The organism is Pseudomonas sp. FBCC-B1565, assembly GCF_059133265.1.
The window spans coordinates 3,590,555-3,610,801 of sequence record NZ_CP101438.1 but is presented as its reverse complement, the minus strand read 5'-3'; the positions used below and the strand labels follow the sequence as shown (position 1 = coordinate 3,610,801).

Annotated in this window: 21 protein-coding genes, 1 tRNA gene and 1 pseudogene; 9 read left to right on the top strand and 14 right to left on the bottom strand. The window is 61.5% G+C overall.

Annotation, left to right across the window (positions count from 1 at the left end):
- Positions 1-3 precede the first annotated feature (3 nt).
- The 9 genes and pseudogenes from glgA to NL123_RS16945 form a co-directional block, all read right to left on the bottom strand.
- Positions 4-1,557, bottom strand: a complete 1,554-nt coding sequence (gene glgA, locus NL123_RS16985) for a glycogen synthase GlgA (RefSeq protein WP_494355852.1) — start codon at positions 1,555-1,557, stop codon at positions 4-6.
- 521 nt (positions 1,558-2,078) lie between these two features.
- Positions 2,079-3,032: a D-2-hydroxyacid dehydrogenase family protein gene (locus NL123_RS16980; protein WP_494355851.1), complete on the bottom strand. Its 954-nt coding sequence runs from the start codon at positions 3,030-3,032 to the stop codon at positions 2,079-2,081.
- Between the two features lie 26 nt (positions 3,033-3,058).
- Positions 3,059-4,060 carry an alpha/beta fold hydrolase gene (locus NL123_RS16975; RefSeq protein ID WP_494355850.1) on the bottom strand — a complete coding sequence of 334 codons (1,002 nt, stop codon included), beginning with the start codon at positions 4,058-4,060 and terminating at the stop codon, positions 3,059-3,061.
- 56 nt (positions 4,061-4,116) lie between these two features.
- Positions 4,117-4,560 (bottom strand): YqaA family protein, encoded by a 444-nt coding sequence (locus NL123_RS16970; protein ID WP_494355849.1) that lies wholly within the window; start codon positions 4,558-4,560, stop codon positions 4,117-4,119.
- Complete coding sequence (locus tag NL123_RS16965) at positions 4,557-5,003, bottom strand: DUF411 domain-containing protein (protein WP_058426721.1); 447 nt, start codon at positions 5,001-5,003, stop codon at positions 4,557-4,559. The genes NL123_RS16970 and NL123_RS16965 overlap by 4 nt, the downstream gene beginning before the upstream one ends.
- Positions 5,004-5,100: 97 nt before the next feature.
- Positions 5,101-5,559 (bottom strand): SRPBCC family protein, encoded by a 459-nt coding sequence (locus NL123_RS16960; RefSeq protein WP_494355848.1) that lies wholly within the window; start codon positions 5,557-5,559, stop codon positions 5,101-5,103.
- A gap of 78 nt (positions 5,560-5,637) precedes the next feature.
- On the bottom strand, positions 5,638-6,345 hold the full coding sequence (locus NL123_RS16955) for a methyl-accepting chemotaxis protein (protein WP_494358320.1): 708 nt from the start codon (positions 6,343-6,345) through the stop codon (positions 5,638-5,640).
- Positions 6,346-6,546: 201 nt separating this feature from the next.
- Positions 6,547-7,632: pseudogene (locus tag NL123_RS16950) on the bottom strand (cache domain-containing protein); the annotation flags it as partial.
- Positions 7,633-7,766: 134 nt separating this feature from the next.
- The gene (locus tag NL123_RS16945) at positions 7,767-8,762 is read right to left on the bottom strand and encodes an aldo/keto reductase (protein WP_494355847.1); all 996 of its coding nucleotides are present in this window, start codon (positions 8,760-8,762) and stop codon (positions 7,767-7,769) included.
- A 119-nt stretch (positions 8,763-8,881) separates the two neighbouring features.
- Here NL123_RS16945 and NL123_RS16940 point away from each other — a divergent pair, with 119 nt between their 5' ends.
- Positions 8,882-9,793 (top strand): LysR family transcriptional regulator, encoded by a 912-nt coding sequence (locus NL123_RS16940; protein WP_071495487.1) that lies wholly within the window; start codon positions 8,882-8,884, stop codon positions 9,791-9,793.
- Here NL123_RS16940 and NL123_RS16935 read toward each other — a convergent pair.
- Complete coding sequence (locus tag NL123_RS16935; protein WP_494355846.1) at positions 9,790-10,695, bottom strand: AraC family transcriptional regulator; 906 nt, start codon at positions 10,693-10,695, stop codon at positions 9,790-9,792. The two genes, NL123_RS16940 and NL123_RS16935, sit on opposite strands and share 4 nt — an antisense overlap.
- A gap of 102 nt (positions 10,696-10,797) precedes the next feature.
- Between NL123_RS16935 and NL123_RS16930 the strand changes: the two genes are divergently transcribed.
- The 6 genes from NL123_RS16930 (at position 10,798) to NL123_RS16905 (ending at position 15,510) form a co-directional block, all read left to right on the top strand.
- Positions 10,798-11,358 carry a carboxymuconolactone decarboxylase family protein gene (locus tag NL123_RS16930; RefSeq protein ID WP_248481361.1) on the top strand — a complete coding sequence of 187 codons (561 nt, stop codon included), beginning with the start codon at positions 10,798-10,800 and terminating at the stop codon, positions 11,356-11,358.
- Between the two features lie 35 nt (positions 11,359-11,393).
- Complete coding sequence (locus NL123_RS16925) at positions 11,394-12,455, top strand: acyl-CoA dehydrogenase family protein (RefSeq protein WP_494355845.1); 1,062 nt, start codon at positions 11,394-11,396, stop codon at positions 12,453-12,455.
- Positions 12,452-13,255 (top strand): ABC transporter ATP-binding protein, encoded by an 804-nt coding sequence (locus NL123_RS16920; protein WP_494355844.1) that lies wholly within the window; start codon positions 12,452-12,454, stop codon positions 13,253-13,255. The genes NL123_RS16925 and NL123_RS16920 overlap by 4 nt, the downstream gene beginning before the upstream one ends.
- Positions 13,242-14,441, top strand: coding sequence for an ABC transporter substrate-binding protein (locus tag NL123_RS16915; RefSeq protein ID WP_494355843.1), 1,200 nt, complete (start codon positions 13,242-13,244; stop codon positions 14,439-14,441). The genes NL123_RS16920 and NL123_RS16915 overlap by 14 nt, the downstream gene beginning before the upstream one ends.
- Before the next feature lie 11 nt (positions 14,442-14,452).
- On the top strand, positions 14,453-15,199 hold the full coding sequence (locus NL123_RS16910; protein ID WP_494358319.1) for an ABC transporter permease: 747 nt from the start codon (positions 14,453-14,455) through the stop codon (positions 15,197-15,199).
- Between the two features lie 122 nt (positions 15,200-15,321).
- Positions 15,322-15,510 (top strand): hypothetical protein, encoded by a 189-nt coding sequence (locus NL123_RS16905; RefSeq protein ID WP_010210250.1) that lies wholly within the window; start codon positions 15,322-15,324, stop codon positions 15,508-15,510.
- A gap of 6 nt (positions 15,511-15,516) precedes the next feature.
- On the opposite strand, the gene NL123_RS16900 is transcribed toward NL123_RS16905, so the two are convergent.
- Complete coding sequence (locus tag NL123_RS16900; RefSeq protein ID WP_248481367.1) at positions 15,517-15,897, bottom strand: fe2+ zn2+ uptake regulation protein; 381 nt, start codon at positions 15,895-15,897, stop codon at positions 15,517-15,519.
- Positions 15,898-16,134: 237 nt separating this feature from the next.
- Here NL123_RS16900 and pvdQ point away from each other — a divergent pair, with 237 nt between their 5' ends.
- Together pvdQ and NL123_RS16890 are read left to right on the top strand one after the other, a co-directional pair.
- A complete protein-coding gene (pvdQ, locus tag NL123_RS16895) occupies positions 16,135-18,420 on the top strand; it encodes a bifunctional acylase PvdQ (RefSeq protein WP_494355842.1) in 2,286 nt (761 codons plus the stop codon).
- A gap of 212 nt (positions 18,421-18,632) precedes the next feature.
- Positions 18,633-18,706 (top strand) — tRNA-Cys (locus NL123_RS16890).
- A 243-nt stretch (positions 18,707-18,949) separates the two neighbouring features.
- Here the strand turns inward: NL123_RS16890 and NL123_RS16885 are convergent.
- From NL123_RS16885 to NL123_RS16875, 3 genes are all read right to left on the bottom strand, one after another.
- Positions 18,950-19,216, bottom strand: a complete 267-nt coding sequence (locus tag NL123_RS16885) for a hypothetical protein (protein ID WP_494355841.1) — start codon at positions 19,214-19,216, stop codon at positions 18,950-18,952.
- Between the two features lie 251 nt (positions 19,217-19,467).
- On the bottom strand, positions 19,468-19,716 hold the full coding sequence (locus tag NL123_RS16880) for a hypothetical protein (protein ID WP_494355840.1): 249 nt from the start codon (positions 19,714-19,716) through the stop codon (positions 19,468-19,470).
- On the bottom strand, positions 19,717-20,247 hold the full coding sequence (locus tag NL123_RS16875; RefSeq protein ID WP_494355839.1) for a GNAT family N-acetyltransferase: 531 nt from the start codon (positions 20,245-20,247) through the stop codon (positions 19,717-19,719).

Genomic DNA, 20,247 nt, shown 5'->3' with positions numbered 1-20,247 from the left:
TGATTATTTAGCGGATTTCCCCAGTGCTTTAGCCACCAGCTGCTCGTACAGTTCGGCGTAGGGTTCCACCGCCTGGCTCCAGTTGAACGGTTGGGTCATCGCCCGGCTGCGCATGGCATTGAGCAGGCCAGGGAAGGCAAACACCTTGAACGCGCGGCTCAAGGCTTCTTTGTAACTGTCGACCGTGGATTCATTGAACAGAAAGCCGGTCACGCCGTTTTCGATGGTGTCGGCCAGGCCGCCGGTGTTGCGGGCGACGGGCAGCGAGCCGAAGCGCTGGGCGTACATCTGGCTCAGGCCGCAGGGCTCGTAGCGCGACGGCATCAGCAGGAAATCGCTGCCGGCGAACATGCGGCGCGCATCGGTCTCGTTGAAGCCGATGCGCACACCGATCTGGCCGGGAAAGCGCAGCGCCAGTTCACGCATGGCGTTTTCTTCTTCGGGCTCACCGCGACCGATAATGGCGATCTGCCCACCGTGCTCGACGATAAAACTGGCCACCGCTTCGGTGAGGTCCAGGCCTTTCTGGAACACCAGGCGTGACACCACCGCAAACAGCGGGCCGGTCGAATCATGCAGGCCGAACAGGTTGCGTACCTGGGCGGCGTTGACCGCCTTGCCGTCCCAGTCGCCAATATTGAAGTTGTGCGTCAGGTGCGGGTCGGTGGAGGTTTCCCAACTGTCTTCGATGCCGTTGGGAATACCGCTGAGCAACCCTTGCTGGGTCTTGCTGGCCAGGAAGCCATCGAGGCCGCAGCCGAACTCGGGTGTGGTGATTTCCCGGGCGTAGGTGGCGCTCACTGTGGTGATGTGGCTGGAATACGCCATGCCGGCCTTGAGGAACGACATCTTGCCGTAGAACTCCATGCCTTCCTGTTGCAGGGCGTGGGGCGGAATGCCCAGCTCTGGCGTCGACGCCAGGCTGATCACGCCTTGATAGGCCAGGTTATGAATGGTGAACAGGGTTGGCGTGCGTGACCCACGCCAGTGCATGTACGCCGGGGCCAGGCCGGCGGGCCAGTCGTGGGCGTGCACCAGGTCCGGGCACCAGTGGATCTGCGCCAGGTTGGCGGCCATGTCGGCGGCGGCCAGGCCCAGGCGGGCGAAGCGAATATGGTTGTCCGGCCAGTCGCGGCCGTTGTTGGCGCCGTACGGCGTGCCTTCGCGCTCGTAGAGCTCGGGGCAGATCAGTACATAGATGACCAGGCCATCCTTGAGGTCCATGCGCCCGATCTTGCACGGCGGCAGCGCGGCGTGGCCACCCAGCTCACCGATGATATGGATCGGGTTGTCGCTTTCCATCACCTGCGGATAACCGGGGATCAGCACCCGCACATCGTGCAGGTGGGCCATGGCGCGGGGCAGGGCGGCGGAGACGTCGCCCAGGCCGCCGGTCTTCACCAGGTCGGCGAACTCGGAGGTCACAAACAGGACTTTCTTGCGATTGGGGTTGTAGGTGGGAACCGGCCGCACCGTGGTGAGGTCAGCCAACGCGGTTGCCCCGCCAACGGTCTGACTAACACGCTCTCCCTGAATACTTGCTGCGGCACTGATCATAGTTCTCTCCACGTGTTGGTCGGCTAATGGCCGGCTGCCATTAACTCCGTCGACCGCATCCTGCGGCCACGCGCACAAGCGCTGTACAGATCTGGCAAGGCTTATGCCAGTTGCACGGTTGGCAGATATAGATTGGATGGACGGGCATCGGGCTGGAACCGTGTGTGCTCGTCGTACCTTAAAACTTGACCAATGGCCGAGTTGAAAAGTTTAGATTTTCTGCGGGGTTTTTGTTTTGGAACGGACCCATCGGTCATGAGTCTAGGACAGATCCCAGAGCCTGTAGGGTTTCTAGGAAGATTTTGTAGGACAAAAAAATTGTAACCATATGCTCTTGCAGAAACCGCCGATTCCTGTGGTGAGCAGGCTTGCCCTGCGCTGGAGTGCGAAGCGCTCCCAACCGGGACTTTCGAAGATTGAACCGATATTCAGGGCCGCTGCGCGCCCCAGCGCAGGGCAAGCCTGCTCACTACAAGGTCGGGTGGGCGCCGCGCTTGTGCGGAGCGCCCTGGGATGGTGCGTCAGCCCAGCACGCGAATGGGCGTACCGTTCGTCCAGGCTTGAATGTCTTCGATCATCTGTGAATAGAACTGCCGGTAATTCTGCTCGCTCACATAGCCCACGTGCGGGGTGGCCAGCACATTCGGCAACCTGCGAAACGGGTGATCCGCCGGCAATGGCTCCTCGGCATACACATCCAGCGCCGCCCCGGCCAGGCGGCCGCTTTCCAGGGCCTGCACCAGTGCCTGTTCATCCACAATCGGCCCGCGTGCGGTGTTGACCAGGCGCGCGCCGGGTTTCATCCAGCCCAGCGCCTGGGCATCCACCAGCCCACGGCTGCGCTCGCTGAGTACCAAGTGCACGGTGAGAATGTCCGCCTGTTCAAACAGCGCTTGCTTGCTGACCCACGTCACACCAACCTCGGCTGCCCGTTCCGGCGTGAGGTTTTCACTCCAGGCAATCACGCGCATGCCGAACACCTGGGCAAATTGCGCGACCTTCTGGCCAATGCTGCCCAGGCCGAGAATCCCCAGGGTCTTGCCGTGCAGGTCGCCGCCGAGGCCCACCTGCCAGTCGCCGGCACGCAACGAGTTGGCTTCGGCCACCAGATTGCGGGTGGAGGCCATGATCAACGCCCAGGTCAGCTCGGGGGCTGCGTGTTTATAGCTGTCGGTGCCGCAGACCTGGATGCCCAGGGTCTTGGCGGCGGGAATGTCGATGGCGGCGTTGCGCATGCCGCCGGTCACCAGCAATTTGAGCTTGGGCAGGCCTTGCAGCAGGGCCTTGTCGAAGCTGGAGCGCTCGCGCATCACGCAAATCACCTCGAACTCCCGCAAACGCTCAATCATCGTGGCGGTATCCGCCGGGTAATCGTGCAGGAAGTGCACCTGGCCCACCGCTTCAAGGACTGACCAATCCACCACGCCACTGGCCACATTCTGCCAATCATCAATGACTGCAATCTGTACCGACATTCACGAGTGCCTCGAAAAAGGTTGGATTAAAGGGCGTTCAGCCCCTGCAACAGTGCTTTATGAAACTGTTCCGGTTCTTCCATCTGCGGCGCATGCCCCAGGCCCGGGAATTCCACCAGGGTAGCGCGGGGGATCAGCTTGGCCACCTGTTTGCCCAGCACGGCATAGTGGCCGAGCTTGGCTTTGACGGCTGGCGGCGCGACGTCCTTGCCGATGGCGGTGTTGTCCGATGTGCCGATCAGCAGCAGCGTCGGCATCTTCAGGTCCTTGAACTCGTAGTACACCGGCTGGGTGAAGATCATGTCGTAAATCAACGCCGAGTTCCATGCGACCCGCGTATGCCCGGGGCCGTTGCTGAGGCCGGCGTACATGTCCACCCAGCGCTCGTACTCCGGCTTCCAGCGCCCCACGTAGTAGATATTGAGTTGGTACTTGCGGATGCCCTCGGCGCTGACGTTCAGCTCACGCGCGTACCACTGGTCGACGCTGAGCGACGGCACCCCCAACGCTTTCCAGTCTTCCAGGCCGATCGGATTGACCAGCGCCAACTGTTCGGTTTGCGCGGGGTACATCAGGGCGTAGCGCGTGGCAAGCATGCCGCCGGTGGAATGGCCGATAAGGGTGGCCTTCTGAACACCGAGCTTTTCCAGCAGTTGGTGGGTATTGAGCGCCAGTTGCTGGAAGCTGTACTGGTAATGATCAGGCTTGCTGGAGCTGCAGAAGCCGATCTGGTCCGGTGCGATCACCCGGTAGCCGGCGTCACTCAGGGCCTTGATCGAGCCTTCCCAAGTGGCGCCGCAGAAGTTCTTGCCGTGCATCAGCACCACGCTGCGGCCGTTGGGCTTGCCATTGGCCGGCACGTCCATGTAGCCCATTTGCAGGGATTCGCCTTGGGACTGAAACTCGAAATGCTTGAGCGGATAGGGGTATTCAAAGCCTTGCAGTTCAGGACCGTAGGTGGCGGCAAATACCGGGGCGGTGGTGGCCGTGAGCAGGCCGGCGATGCAAAAAGCGCGGAACAGAGGCATGGGCAGGGCTCCGAGAAAGAGGGTTCGGATGCTGTTGCCCAAGGATTAACTAGCGATTAAGTGGGGATTAACACCCATTGCAAGGTCACGGCGGCCAGCACGCCATAACGCAGGCCTTTGGCCAGGGTCACCAGCAACAGGAATCGCCACAACGGCTCGCGCATCACCCCGGCCACCAGCGTCAGCGGGTCGCCAATGACCGGCACCCAACTGAGCAACAGCGTCCAATGGCCCCAGCGCTGGTAATGCTTGCGGGCTTTGTCCAGTTGCTGGTCGCTGACCGGAAACCAGCGCCGCCCCTTGAAGTGCTCCACCCAGCGCCCCAGCCACCAATTCACCACCGAACCGAGCACATTGCCCAGGGTGGCGATACCCAGCAACAGCCACAGGCTGTAATGCCCGCTGAGCAGCAGGCCGACCAGTACGGCTTCCGATTGCAGGGGCAGTAAGGTCGCGGCGCCGAACGCCGCGAAGAAAAGCCCGAGGTAACCCGCGATCATTGCGCCGGGTATTCAGCCACCACCACGTCTTTACCCTCACGGGTCAGGCCGATGACCTGATAGGCCTCGCTGCGGCCTTCCACTTCCATGCCCGGCGAGCCCATGGGCATGCCCGGCGCGGCGACGCCCAGCAGGTCGTCGCGTTTGCGCAGGGCCAACACCTGTTCGGCGGGCACGTGGCCTTCGACGAATTTGCCGTCGATCACGGCGGTGTGGCACGAGCCCAGGCGCGGCGCTACGCCCAGGCGTTGCTTGACGGCGCTCATGTCGGCTTCGACATGGTCATTGACCTTGAAGCCGTTGCTTTCCAGGTGGCTGATCCATTTTTTACAGCAACCGCAGTTGGCGTCGCGGTGCACGTCGATGGGGATCAGGTCGGCGGCCTGGGCCAGGGTGGCGGTGAACAGGGTTGACAGCAGGGCCAGGCGCAATGGGGTTTTCATAGGATCTCGCGTGCAGGAGGTGACCATTGGGATGGCGGCGATCATGACGACGTCATCGCAGGCAAGCCAGCGCCTGCACGGCGAGAATGTTTCAAGATTATACGAACGGCGGATTTTCCAGCCGGTGCTTAAGCTGGTCCAGGGCAATCGCCGACAACTCGATCATGCGTTCATGCAGGGTGGCCAGTTGCAGTTCGGTTTCATAGGTCAGCACCCGCTTGAACAGCGTGCCGCCCTGATGGGGCATGAGAAAGTAATGAATCGAACCATCCACGGCCAGGGACGTAAACACGGTCTTGAACTCGCCGGGGCGCCGGGCGATCTGCACGCGGTAGCTCATGGGTACGCGTACCCCCAGCAGGTCGATCATTTCGGTGAAGCGGGCGCCGGCGGGGAGTGAGCCGGTGGTGCCGGTGTCGGCACCGAGGGACGTGGGATGCCATTCGTGCCAGCGATCCGGCTGGGTCACATAGTCATAAACGGCATCGATGGGCGCCTGGATAAAGCGTTCCTGACTGATCCGCTCCAAGCGGACCGACTGCTCGGCTGCGCGCATGGCACACCTCCTGTGCGTCTTCGAACTGTCAGAATAGTCCCACTCCCGCACATTGCACGGGAGTGTCTCAGCCGTTTATCAGCGCACCTTGAATCGACCCATCAAGGTAATCACCCGACCATTCGCCTCCAGCAGGCTTTGGGTATTGTTTTCGGTAGCGTGGCCGCTTTGAACCAGCTCTTCGACCATTTGTCGGATCTGCACCATGCTGCGGTTGATCTCCTCGGTCACCGCGCTTTGCTGCTCGGCGGCCGTGGCGATCTGGGTGCTGAGGTTGTTGATATGGCTGACGGAGCCGGCCATTTCATCCAGCCCGGTGTTCACCCGCGCCGTGGCGTCCGCCGCCGACTGGCAACTGGCCTGGGTGTTTTCCATGGCCGCCACCGAGGAACTCACGCCTGCCGTCAAGCGCGTGAGCATGTCGTTGATCTGCGAGGTGCTGGCCTGGGTGCGTGCGGCGAGCGCACGCACTTCATCGGCCACCACCGCGAAACCACGGCCTTGCTCGCCGGCCCTTGCCGCTTCGATGGCGGCATTGAGGGCCAGCAGGTTGGTCTGCCCGGCAATTGCGCCGATCACGCCGAGGGTTTCGGTGATGCGCGCGGCGTCCTGGCGCATGTTTTCCACGCTGTGGGTGGCGCTGGAGACTTCGCCAATCAACGCGCTGACGCTGTTGGACGCCTCACCGACCACCACGCGGGAACGGTCGGCATGCTCGTTGGCACGCTGGGTGAATGCGGCGGTTTCGGCGGCGTTTTGCGCCACGGTGTCGGCGGTGGAGCTCATTTCGGTGATGGCGGTCACCGTCTGGTCTGTCTCCGAGGCATGCCGCACCAGGATCTGGTTGGTATGCGCCGAGGTCTGTTGCAACTGCGCCAGGCTCGACGACATGGCGCCGGTAGCCTGGGTCACTTCGCCGATCATGTTTTGCAGGTAGACGATAAAGCGGTTCACCGAATGGCCGATGGCCCCGAGTTCATCTTCGGCGCGGATGGTGATGCGCCGCGTGAGGTCGGCGTCGCCGGCGGAGAGTGCGTCGATATTGGTTTTCAGCGATTTCATGCGCTGCACCAGTTGGCGGATCGCATACGCCGCGAGCAGCACCAGCAGCAGCACCATCGGGATCTGCAACAGTGCCAGGGTGCCGAGCACGTCATTGCGCTGGGCGGTGATCAGCGACGTCGGCAGGGCAGTGGCAAGGAACCACGGCGTGCCTTCGATGGGGCGCATGTAGAAGGTGTTGGCCACGCCCTGGTTGTCGAACTCATTGCGTTGCAGCGCCTGGTCGCGGTGGGCCAGGGCTTTGCTGACCTGGGCGGCAAACGCCGAGGTGCCGGTGAGTTCGCTGATGTTTTTCAACACCACCGGGCCGCTGATGCGCGAGCTGTTGCTGATGATCTTGCCGTCGCCTTCGACGATCAGCATTTGCCCGCCAATGTCTTTTTCTTTGCTGGCGACCAGGTCATTGAAGAAGCCCAGGGTCACGTCGATGGTTGCAACACCGTAGGGCACGCCGTCGCGCTGGATCGCCATGGCGCAGTTGGTGCGCGGTTCCTGGCTGGCGTCGTCCTTGTAGGCGGCGGCCCAGGCACATTGACCACGAGGCGAGGCGAGGCCGCCCTTGTACCAGCTCTGGTCGTAATAGTTGGGCGCCGGGTCGCTGTTCCAGAAAGTATTCACGGCCAGCTTGCCTGACGCATCGCGGTGCCAGAACGTACTGTGCTTGTTGCGCCCCGGAGTGCGCTGGTTGGGCAGCGGCCAGATACCGCCGCCGAAGACTTTCAGCTCGCCATACTGGTCGACCAGGCCCGGCAGGACCTTGTCGATGGCATCGCTGTCGAGCAATGGAATGGTCTGGGTGATGCTGCGTTGCTGGGACTGGACCTTGTTGAGTTCGCCCTGGATCTGCTCGGCGACCTCGGCGATACGGTTGAGCACCACCTGTTCTTCGGTGTGCTGCAGCTTGGGCGCGACCAACTGGCCGATACCCACTACGGTCAACACAAATAACACCAGGACGAACAGCACCAGGAACAGGGTATAGCGGGCTTGGATGGAGCGCAGTGGGGGCATGGGGTCGTCCTTACGAAGCGTTTATTATCGACGCGGCTTTTTTAGAGCTTCGTAGGGCTATCGGCCTGGCAGGGCGGAGCTTTAGGTACGATCGTGCAAGAAAAAACCGCGCCGATGAGCGGCGCGGTGTTTATTCAGATATCCAGCATGGCCATCACTGCCTCGGGGTAGCGCAAGCCAGCGGGCGCCTCGGCGGGGAAGATCACCTCCAGGGCCGCCAGTTCGCTCGGGCTGAGGCTGACCGACAGCGCGGCGGCATTCTCTTCCAGGTATTTACGCCGCTTGGTGCCGGGAATCGGAATGATGAAATCACCCTGCGCCAGCACCCACGCCAAGGCGAGTTGCCCGGCGCTGATGCCTTTGTCGGCGGCCAGCGCCTGCACCTGTTTGACCAGTTCGAGGTTCTTGGCGAAGTTCTCGCCCTGGAAGCGTGGGCTGAAGCGGCGATAGTCATCGGCGCCGAAGTCGTCCGGGCTTTGCAGCGCGCCAGTGAGAAAACCACGGCCCAGCGGGCTGTAGGGCACAAAGGCGATGCCCAGGCGCTGGCAGGTGGCGAGGCAGCCGTTATGTTCCTGGTCGCGGCTCCACAGCGAGTATTCGCTTTGCAGGGCGCTGATCGGGTGCACCTTGTGGGCACGCTCCAGGGTGGCGGCGGAGGCTTCGCTCAGGCCCAAGTAACGCACCTTGCCCTGGTGCACCAGCTCAGCCATGGCGCCGACGGTTTCTTCGATGGCGACGTCCGGGTCGATGCGGTGCTGGTAGTACAGGTCGAGGGTCTCCACACCCAGGCGGCGCAGGGTGCCGTCGATGGCGTTGCGGATGTATTCAGGGCGGCCGTTCACACCCCGCAGGGCGGGATTGGCCGGGTCACGCACGATGCCGAACTTGCTGGCCAGGAACACCTGGTCGCGCTTGCCGACGATGGCCTTGCCGATCAGTGCTTCGTTGGTGTGCGGGCCATAGATATCGGCGGTGTCGAGGAAGTTGATGCCCAGTTCCAGCGCACGGTGCAAGGTGGCGATGGCTTCGCGGGTGTCGCTGTCGGGGGTGTAGAAATCGCTCATGCCCATGCAGCCGAGGCCGATGGCTGAGACGAGTGGGCCGTGGGTACCGAGTTGGCGGGTATGCATGGGTGTTGCTCCTTGGATGGGAAGGCCTGCATTGTCACGCTCGACAAAACCTGGATAAACCGGCTAAAAGCACTAACACTATTCGTAATATCTAAATAATCAGCGCAAGGAACCGCCCCTTGGACCGTTTCAACGCGATGCGCGTGTTCACCCGTATCGTCGAACTGCGTGGCTTTGCCAAGGCCGCCGACAGCCTGCAACTACCCCGCGCCTCGGTGACGGTGTTGATCAAGCAATTGGAGGCACACCTAGGCGTGCAACTGTTGCAGCGCACCACGCGGCAAGTCAGCCCGACGCTGGATGGCGCAGCGTATTACCAGCGCTGTGTGCAATTACTGTCGGACCTTGAGGAAACCGAGGCGGTATTTTCCACGCAACGCCAGAACCCGCGCGGCACCTTGAGTGTTGACATGCCGTCAGGCATCGGGCGCTTGATCGTGATCCCTGCATTGCCGACATTCACGGCCCGCTATCCCCAGATCGAACTGGAGATCAGTCTCAACGACCGCCCGGTGGACTTGATCCGTGAAGGCGTGGATTGCGTGCTGCGCGGTGGTTTGGCCCTGGATGAATCGCTGGTGGCACGGCCTCTGGCGATGATGGATCAACTGACCTTGGCGAGCCCGGTGTATCTGGCGCGCCGGGGTATTCCGGCATCGTTGGAGGACCTGGCCAACCATCAGATGGTCGAGTACGTCTCCAGCGTCACTGGCAAACGCTTTGGCCTGGAGTTTGAAGTCGACGGCCAATTGCGCACGTTCAACCTGTCAAAAGGCTTGGCGGTGAACAGTTCCGACGGCTACTTCGCGGCCTGTGAAGCCGGGTTCGGCTTGATCCAGGCGCCGGCTTACCACGCGACGCGTCAACTGGCCGAAGGCACCCTGGTGCAGGTATTGCCCAGCCTGGCGGTGCCGAAAATGGCCCTGTCGGCGCTGTATCCGCCACACCGTCAACTGTCCCAGCGAGTACGCGTATTTGTAGACTGGCTGATCGAGCTTTGCGCCCGGCCCGGCACTGGTTTGCAGCGCTAGGCCTGGGCCTTGCGATACGCCCCAGGCTGCTGCCCGGTCACCTTGTGAAACGCACGGGTAAACGCCGCCACCGACTGATACCCCACGGCCAGCGACACATCCGCCACGGTCTGGTCCTGCTTGAACAGCTGGCAGGCATGGCGCATGCGCATCATCAGCAGCACTTGGCCCGGCGACTGTCCGCACAGTTCATTGAAGCGCTTGAAAAACGCCGAGCGTGACAGCCCGGTACAGGCGGCCATGCTTTCCAGGGTCCAGGCGTCGGCGGGATGGGCGATCAACTGTTCCAGCAGGTTGGCGAACGCCGGTTGCCGGGCCAGCGCCGCCAGGCCGCCGAGCTCACGGTTGTCCAGCACCTGCTGGCGCAGGACATACAGGAACAGCAGGTGGCACAGCCGTTCAAGCAGGGCCGAAGAGGGCGCCGGCACGCGCTCGCACTCGTGCAGGATCAGTTCGAACAGGTTGCGCGCGGCGGTCAGCGAAGGGTCGCCTGCGCGCAGGATGATCCAGGCGGGCAGGGTGTCGACGATCATCGCCGACAGGCCTGACTGAAAGTGGAAGAACCCGCAGACCAGGCCGACGCCATCGTGGGCGGCGCTGTCCAGGGGCTCCATCGGTACACGGGGGCATTCCTGGGCGCTGGCGGCGGTGGGCTCACCGGACAGGCGATACTCCAAATCCCGCAACAGGAACACCGCGTCGCCGTTATCCAGCCGATGCGGCGTGGCGTCGCCTTCGATATGCAGCCAGCACTGGCCCTGCACAATCAGGTGGAAACTCGCGCTTGCCAGGCCATGGGTGCTGGCATGCCAGTCGCCGCAATAGCGGCCCACATGGAACAGGCTGGTGTCGAGTTCGAGGCTGTCTAATAACCAATCGACAAGTGCACTGGACGAATTCATCTAATGGAAAGACTCAAGAGCAAGTAATCGCTACTTTAGCCTATTGAGACGATTTTTTATAACCAACAGACTGGATACACGAACCCATCAGGAGACCACTCCATGTCCCGTGTACCCTTGCTCACCCCTGAAACCGCGCCGGAAGCGGCCAAGCCCTTCCTGGAAAACGCGCTGAAAGGCTCGGGTTTCATCCCCAACCTGCTGGCAGTACTGGCCAACGCCCCGGCGGCGCTGGAGACCTACATCACCGTGTCCGGGCTGAACGCCAAGGCCGAACTCAGCCTGGCTGATCGCGAAGTGGTGCAACTGATCGCCGCCACCACCCACGGCTGCGATTTCTGTGTGGCCGGCCATACTGCCGTGGCACGCAACAAGGCCAAATTGCCGGAAGAAGTCATCGACGCCCTGCGCCAACGCGGCGAACTGCCGAATGCCCGCTACGAAACACTGGCTGCGTTTACCCGCGAAGTGATCGCCACCCGTGGCGATGTCAGCGATGCCGGTTTTGACGCGTTCCTCGCCGCCGGTTATACCCAGGGCCAGGCGCTGGAAGTTATTTTGGGCGTGAGCCTGGCAACCCTGTGCAACTTCGCTAACGTGTTTGCGCGCACCCCGTTGAACCCGGAGCTGGCGCAATACCGCTGGGAAAAACCGGCAAGCTGAAGATGGCCCACCTGCTGTGAAAAGGAGAAACATGAATGCTTGACCCAATCTTGAGCCGTTGGCTCGATGTTCAAGCGCAGGCCCTGGACGTGGGCAGTTGCGATCCACAGGAAGTGCTGCCACGGCTGGCAGAGGCCAATGTATTGCGTATCGGCGTACCGGCTCAACTCGGTGGCCTGGGCGGGGATGTGGCGGGTGCAGTGGAGGCCATCGCCAATGTTGCCAGCCATTCCCTGGCGGCGGCGTTTGTGTGCTGGGGCCAGCGTTCGTTTATCGAATATTTGCTGCAAAGCCCGAATGCGCAGCTGCGTGAGCGACTGTTGCCGGACCTGCTCAGCGGCAAGTTGGCGGGGGCCACGGGGCTGTCCAACGCGATGAAGTTTTTGTCCGGTATCGAGGCCTTGCAGATCAGCGCCGAGCCCACCGACAACGGCTGGACCCTGAACGGCCGGCTGCATTGGGTGACCAACCTGCGCAAGAACGGTTTTGTCGCTGCGGCGGCCATCGAGCAGGTCGGCGGTGGTGCGCCATTTATCCTGGCGATTCCGGACGCGGTGGCCGGCTTGCAGCGCTCCCGTGACCTGGAACTATTGGGTTTGCAGTCCAGCAATACCGCGGCCCTGGGCCTCGAAGGCGTTGAGCTCAGTCGCGACTGGCTGCTGCATGAGGATGCGCGCAAGTTTTTGCCGGCAGTGCGCCCGGCGTTCCTGGGGTTGCAGTGCGGCATGTCCATCGGCCTGGCCCGGCGTTCCCTGGCGGAGGTGGCCAACCATTTGGGCGCGACCCGTACGGTGTTGCGCGAAGAACTGGAAACGCTGCGCGTGACGCTGGATCACCTGGTCACCGAGCTGAAGAACGGCCTGTTGGCCGGACGCTTTGCGGCCGAACCGGTGCCGTTGTTCAAGCTGCGCATCGCCCTGGCCGAAACGGCTGCCAGCGCTGTGCAACTGGAGTTGCAGGCCAGCGGTGGCAAGGCCTACCTCACCGCCCACGGCAGTGGCTTTGCGCGGCGCTGGCGTGAGTCCGCGTTTGTGCCGATCGTGACCCCGAGCCTGGTGCAGTTGCGCACCGAGTTGCAGCGCCAGGCAAACCTATGACGAATGCCGTATTGAACGCCCGGGGGATTTGCCTGGGGTATGCCGGCGGGCCGGTGTTGCGGGGCTTTGACCTGCAACTGCAGCCCGGCGAAGTGGTGTCGATCCTCGGCCCCAGCGGGGTGGGCAAGTCCAGCCTGTTGCGGGTGCTCGCCGGTTTGCAGGCACCGCAGGGCGGCAGTGTGCGGGTGCTCGGCGAGCCCGTCGACGGGCCTCATCCGCGTGTGGCGGTGGCCTTCCAGGACCCCAGCCTGTTGCCCTGGCTGAGCCTGGAAAAGAACGTCGCGTTCGGCCTGGATTTCGCCCGTCAACCCCACTTGAGCGTTGAGCAACGCCGCCAGCGTGTCGACCACGCCATCGCCGCCGTCGGCCTGGAACATGCGCGCCAGCAGTTCCCGGCGCAGCTCTCCGGCGGCATGGCCCAGCGTACGGCACTGGCCCGTTGCCTGGCGCGCCAGCCCCAAGTGCTTTTGCTGGATGAGCCTTTCGGCGCCCTCGACGAGGTGACCCGCGCCGACATGCAGCACCTGCTCCTCAAGGTCAACCGCGAGCAAGGCTCGGCGGCCGTGTTGATCACCCATGACATTGACGAAGCGCTGCTGTTGTCGGACCGCATCCTGCTACTGGGCAACCGCCCGGCGCGGACGTTGGGCGAGTGGCTGATCGACCTGCCGCAACCGCGCGAAGAACAGGTGGAAGCCATCGGCGCGCTGCGCATCGATATCCTTAAAACCCTACGGCAGGCGAGCCGCCCCCAACCCAACTCACTTGACCTGCTGGAGCCTGCCCATGTGCCTGGATGACCTGACCCACTCGCGTCGCGACTTTCTCAAACTCTCCGCCGTGCTCAGTGCCGCCGGAGCCTTGCCGCTGCTGAGCAGTCTGCAGGCCCGCGCCGCCAGCGAGCCGGACGCCCCCGTACGCATCGGTTACCTGCCGATCACCGACGCCACGCCGTTGCTGGTGGCGCATAACAATGGCCTGTTCGAAGCTGAAGGCATCAAGGCCGAGCGCCCGGTGCTGCTGCGCAGTTGGGCACAGGTGATCGAGGCGTTCATCTCGGGCCAGGTCAACGTGATTCACTTGTTGTCACCGATGACCGTATGGGCACGCTATGGCAGCAAGGTGCCGGCCAAAGTGGTGGCGTGGAACCATGTGGGCGGCTCGGGCTTGACCGTGGCGCCGGGCATCACTGACGTGAAGCAACTGGGCGGCAAGTCGGTGGCGATTCCGTTCTGGTATTCGATCCATAACGTGGTGGTGCAGCAGCTGTTCCGTGACAACGGCCTCACGCCGGTGGCGCGGGCGGCGGGCAGTGCAATTGCGGCCAATGAGGTCAACCTCATCGTGTTGCCACCGTCGGACATGCCACCGGCCCTGGCCAGCCAGCGCATCGATGGCTACATCGTCGCCGAGCCGTTCAACGCCCTGGCGGAAAACCTCAAGGTCGGTCGCGTGCAGCGCTTCACCGGCGACGTGTGGCGCAACCATGCGTGCTGCGTGGTGTTCATGCACGAGCACGACCTGACCAACCGCCCGGAGTGGTCGCAGAAGGTGGTGAATGCCATCGTCAAGGCGCAGGTGTGGACCCGCGACAACCGCGAAGAGGCAGTGAAGCTGCTGTCCAAGGACGGTCCGAACCGCTACACCCCACACGCCGAGCCGGTGTTGAGCAAAGTGCTGGCACCGGCCGCCGCCGACCGTGCGGCCTACCTGGCGGACGGCGCGATCCAGCACGCCAATTGGGATGAGCACCGCATCGACTTCCAACCCTACCCATTCCCCAGCTACACCGAGGAGCTGGTGCGCCGCCTGAAGGACACGTTGATCGAGGGCGACAAGAAATTCCTCGCCGATCTGGACCCGGCATTTGTCGCCAAGGACCTGGTGGACGACCGCTTCGTGCGCAACGCCATCGAGTCCGTGGGCGGTATGAAGACCTTTGGTTTGCCTGATGGCTTTGAGCGGCATGAGGAGATCGGCGTTTGAACACGCGTGAAATCCCCGGCTGGTTGCTCGGGTTGAGTGGCTTGGCGGGGTTGCTGTTGCTCTGGTGGCTGGGGGTGAAAGTGTTTGGCGCGGCGGACGGCTTGTCGGCACGCTTTTCCCTGTCCGCCACCGCCGCCAGCCTGTGGGAATTGCTCGGGCGCGGGGAGCTGTATCTGCATATCGCCGTGAGCCTCAAGCGCATCTTCGTCGGACTGTTCCTGGCCTTGCTGGTGGGCGTGCCGTTGGGGCTGCTAGTGGGTAGCTCGCGCAAGCTGGAGGCAGCGACCACGCCGGCGTTCCAGTTTCTGCGCATGATCTCGCCGCTGTCGTGGATGCCTATCGTGGTGATGCTGATGGGCGTAGGCGACCAGCCGATTTATTTCCTGCTGGCCTTTGCCGCTGTGTGGCCGATCATGCTCAATACCGCTGCCGGTGTGCGTCAGCTCGACCCACGCTGGTTGCAATTGAGTGCCAGTTTGAGCGCGACCCGCTGGGAGACCTTGCGCCGGGTGATCATTCCCGGCGTGGTAGGGCATGTGCTGACAGGCGTGCGCCTGGCCATCGGCATTTTGTGGATCGTGCTGGTGCCTTGCGAGATGCTGGGGGTCAGTGCGGGGCTTGGGTATTACATCCTCGATACCCGTGATCGGCTGGCTTATTCGGAGCTGATGGCGATGGTGGTGCTGATCGGTTTGCTGGGGTTTGCGCTCGATGCGTTTGCGCGGTGGCTGCACCAGCGCTGGGTGCATGCTGGCTGATTGACCGAGCCAAAGTATTCCCGCGCCTGTAACATGAGCGCCTGTCGGACCTGCTCGCCATCGTGCGTAAGGCAGGTCCGGCGATTCACAGTGGCTACATTTTTCAGGTTCAGGAACCCGTCATGACCCAAAAGCAGCGTTTGAAATATTCGATTCTGATTGCCCTGGCCGTATTGGCGACGATGTTTGGCCTGTCCTATTTGCAGAACACCGGGGTCATCAGTGAGAAGACATTCCAGACCATCGCCATTGCCGTCGCAGTGGTCGTGGTGGTGATCAACGGCATCATGCGCCGCAAGGTCAAGCTCTAAAGGCGATCAGGCGCGGCCTTCGAGTACCTTGGCAGCCTCTTCATGGAGGCTGTAGCTTTTGTCCGCATTGAGGGTGATCACGCCCTCGCTGCACAGGCGCTTGAGCACTTCGCGCACGCTGAGAAACGACAACGGAATGCCCAGCTCCAGCAAATGGCTGTGCACGCCGCGCACGCCGAGGGTGCGTTGGTTGTCGGCAGCGGTGAGCAGGGCGTCGATGACCTTCAGCCGGATCAGGCTGGTACGCAAGCCAAAACACTTGAGCAGATGGCGGATGCGCTGGTTGCCGTGCTGTTCGGGCGCTTTGCCGAACGCTTGCGGGCCGCTGCCGAAACTGGCCTCGGCCATTTGTGAATGTCCATCCGTGGGCACTTGCGGGTTGTACATGCAAAAACTCCTTATCAGAGCCTGATCAGGAAAAAATGAGTGCTCTTAGTTGATAAGACGAACGAGCGAGCAAAATCATGAAGTGTCGGATGTAGAAATTTCGTCAGTATCGGTTTTGTCACCTGCGCATCGCCTTAAATAAACGACCCTGCGCGCTAAATTATTCCTGGTGGTTTGCGTTCTTACGGTGGGCTTATTGCCCCTTGTGAGGCGGTTAAATCTGACGGTGGAGTCTGCGTGATTATTTCCAATGGGTTGTCCAGGGTGTGTGTGGCCGGGGTGTTGCTGGGCGTGAGCCTGGCTGCCGCTGCGCGGGAGCAGGTGACGCAAGCATCGGCGGAGATCCGGCGCACCAGTTACGGCGTGCCGCATATCCGCGCCAACGATGAGCGGGGCCTGGGCTTCGGCATTGGCTACGCCTACGCCCAGGACAACCTGTGCCTGCTGGCCAATGAAGTGGTCACCGTAAATGGTCAGCGCGCCCGCTTCTTCGGCCCCGAACAGGCGACCCTGGAGGAGCGCAACAACCTGGCCAGTGACCTGTTCTTTGGCTGGCTCAATACGCCGGACGCGGTCGCTGCGTTCTGGAGGGCGCAGAGCCCGCAGATCCAGCAGCGTATTGAAGGTTATGTGGCCGGCTACAACCATTATCTGAAAGAGCAGGGCGCGCCTGCACAGTGTCAGGCGGCGTGGGTACGGCCGCTGGTGGCTGAAGACCTGGTCAAGCTGACCCGCAGGCTATTGGTCGAAGGTGGTGTCGGCCAATTCGCCGAAGCCCTGGTGGGTGCGATGCCGCCTCAAGCAACGGCCAACGTTGCGACCACCGCCAAGGCCTTTGAAATGGCTGCCGCCAACCAACAGCGCTTCGCTTTCGATCGCGGCAGTAACGCCGTGGCAGTAGGCCGTGACCGCTCGTTCAACGGGCGCGGCATGTTGTTGGCCAACCCGCACTTCCCATGGGTGGGCGGCATGCGGTTTTACGAGATGCACCTGACCATCCCCGGCCAGCTGGATGTGATGGGCGCTGCGCTGCCGGGCCTGCCGGTGATCAATATCGGTTTTAACCAGCATGTGGCGTGGACCCATACGGTGGACACGTCCAAGCACTTCACCTTGTACCGCCTGACCCTCGACCCCAAGGACTCCACGCGCTACCTGCTCGACGGCAAATCGGTCGCCCTGGATAAAACCACGGTGACGGTGCAGGTCAAACAAGCCGACGGCAGCCTCAAGGACCAATCGCACACGGTCTATAGCTCGCAATTCGGCCCGGTGGTGCAGTGGCCGGGCAAGCTCGATTGGGACAGCCATTACGCCTTCAGCCTGCGCGACGCCAACCTGGGCAACGACCGCGTGCTGCAACAGTGGTACGCGATGAACCGTGCCGGCAGCCTCGACCAACTGAAAACCTCGGTGCACACCCTACAGGGCATCCCGTGGGTCAACACCCTGGCCGCCGATGACCAGGGCCAGAGCCTGTACATGAACCTGTCGGTGGTGCCCAACGTCAGCGCATCCAAACTGGCGCAGTGCAGCGACCCACGCGCCGGCTTGCAGATGATCATGCTCGACGGCGCCCACAGCGCCTGCGCCTGGGACGTTGACCCGCGCGCCGCCCAGGCCGGCATCTTCGCGGCCGAGCAACTGCCGCAACTGCAACGCACCGACTACGTGCAGCACTCCAACGACTCGGCATGGCTGGCCAACCCCCAGGCGCCGCTCACCGGGTTCTCCCCGGTGATCAGCCAGGACCACATCGGCCTGGGCGCGCGTGCGCGTTTCGCCTTGCAACGTCTGCAATCGCTGGCTAAACCGATCAGCGTCAGCGACCTGCACAACATGGTGATGGACAACGAGGTATACCTGGCTGGCCAAGTCATGCCCGACCTGCTCGCGTTCTGTGCCAAACACCTCGGCGCCGACGCCACCGCCTTGCAACCCCTGTGCACCAGCCTGAAAACCTGGGACCAGCGCGCCAACCTCGACAGCGGCCTTGGCCTGGTGCACTTCATCAACCTGGTGCAGCACCTGCAGCAGATCCCCGACGCCTGGCGCGTGGCCTTCGACCCGGCCCAATCCCTCACCACGCCACGTGGCCTGGCCATCGACCGCGCCGACGTCGCCAAAGCCCTGCGCGAAGCCATGCTGGCCTCCACCGCTGACGTCGCCAAACGCGGCCTGACCGCCAACAGCACCTGGGGCGACATCCAAGTCTCCGGGCAAACCCCGATCCACGGCGGCCCGCAGGAACTCGGCATCTACAACGCCATGCAAACCGTGCCGCGCGCCGACGGCAAGCGTGAAGTGGTCAGCGGCACCAGCTACCTGCAAATCGTCACCTTCGACGACCAGGGCCCCCATGCCCAAGGCATCCTCGCGTTCTCCGAGTCGACCAACCCGGCTTCCCCACACGCCAAGGACCAGACCCTAGCCTTCTCCCAAAAACAACTGCGCCCGCTGCCCTTCACTGAAGCCCAAATCAAGGCCGACCCGCAGTACCAGCAACTGCGCATCAAGGAGTAGGGCAGGCCCGCAACTCCTTGATGCCAATACGAAATATTTTTGAAATCAAGGGGTTGCACGCCTAGGCAAATACGTACATAATGGCGCCCATCGAACGCAACGAAGCATTAAAAACTTCAATGTATTCAATAAGTTAGAGTAGAGGCAGGGTTATACAGCCCACTCAAGTTTTTATGCGGTGAGTGTCAGCAGTCAGGGCATTGATCGTTTGAGGCCGAGTAGCAAAATGGTTATGCAGCGGATTGCAAATCCGCCTACGCCGGTTCGATTCCGACCTCGGCCTCCACTCTTAAAGCCCCGTAGATCAATGATCTACGGGGCTTTTTTATTGTCTGGGATTTGGGGTCGTTTCCGCAATCCGATCAGACGGTTAGCCACCTAACCAAAAAACCGCATTTTCTGAAGTAGGTGCGGGGAGGTCGCTCGCAAATAAGTTAAGGCAGATATCTTTTAAAAATATCATTGGATAAATTGGCCGCCAAGCGATTGTGAGTGAAGATTCTTACTTGGCTTTTATATGTTCGACAGATTAAGAACTGGCCAGTTCCTGTTCAAAGTTCAACGCCACGTAACACAGTTTTTCTCTTTTAGTTATATTTAAGTTCTTCGAGTAATACTCGACAAGAATCTGGTCAGCCATTGGGATCTCTAAATAAGATCCCTCACGGAGTCCCTGAATTTGATTAGTTAAAATTCTGAGGCGCGATGTCCTTTCGGCGTTTGCGCCTTTAGCGGTTCTCAAAAGACTGCAAATATTATCTATGAAGATGGCCGCTGGTACGGTTTCCATGGTCATTTTAATTCTCCTGTTTTGAGTTTTCTCTTGCGTTTCATGGATTGGAGCTGTAGGTATATTTTTTCCAGTTGCTGGAAGAATTTCACCTGTTAGAAGTAACAGTTTTTTAGAGTATTTCGATATTGATTTTTAATCGAATGGATATAAGATCTCGCGTTTTTTCATATTGTGCGAGGTATTAGAAGTTGACGAGATACATGCCACCCTCGTTGCCGCTCAGGGTGCTACCTACCGTCAGGCTCTAGTTTTACTTAGTCAGACCTGACAATCCGCTGTTCCTTAACCTCACCCGCATACGCGCGGATCTTCTCCTGTTGCGCTGCCAGCAACGCACAGATCTTCATCAGCGCCACTGCATCATCCGGCGTCCGACCGCTGGCGGCCAAGGCGGTCAACTCAACCACCGACCAGCCAATCACCGCCGCCGCATCTTCCAGGTCGTAGAACAACTCCTGCTGGGCCGTCCTGGGCCCGTCGAGCCCCTGGATCAATTCTTCCATTTATTGCCCCAACCGTTTCAGGTCAAACCCCATGACATCCATCCCAATCTCCGCCAGATCGGTCTTGAATGGAATTTCCCCCATCACCTGGAAGCCAAACGCCTGATAAAACCGCCGCGCATCCGGATTGGACTTGAGTACCGTCAGCCACAGCAAGCTGTCTCCACGTTCCACGGCCTGTTCACAGATGTATTGCACCAGTCGTTTCCCATACCCACGCCCAGCCGCCGATTTGAGAAAGTAGATCTTGCGCAGTTCTGCGCCCACTTCACCCGTGACCGGGGCAGGGGCTGACCAGTTGATCTTGGCGAGGCCTACGGGCCGCTCGCTTTCGTCCGACGCGAGCAGCCACGTTTGGCTGTCGGATGATTCGAGTGATTGGTTCAACGAGGCAGGGGAGAAGTCGCGGTCGAGGAAGGCCTGCAAGCCGGCAGGCGACCAGATGTGTGCGAAGTGTTCTCGGTACGTGGTGCAGCCGACGTCGCGCAGGGCTTCAAGGTCGGCGTGGGTTGCTGGATGAATACGGAGCAT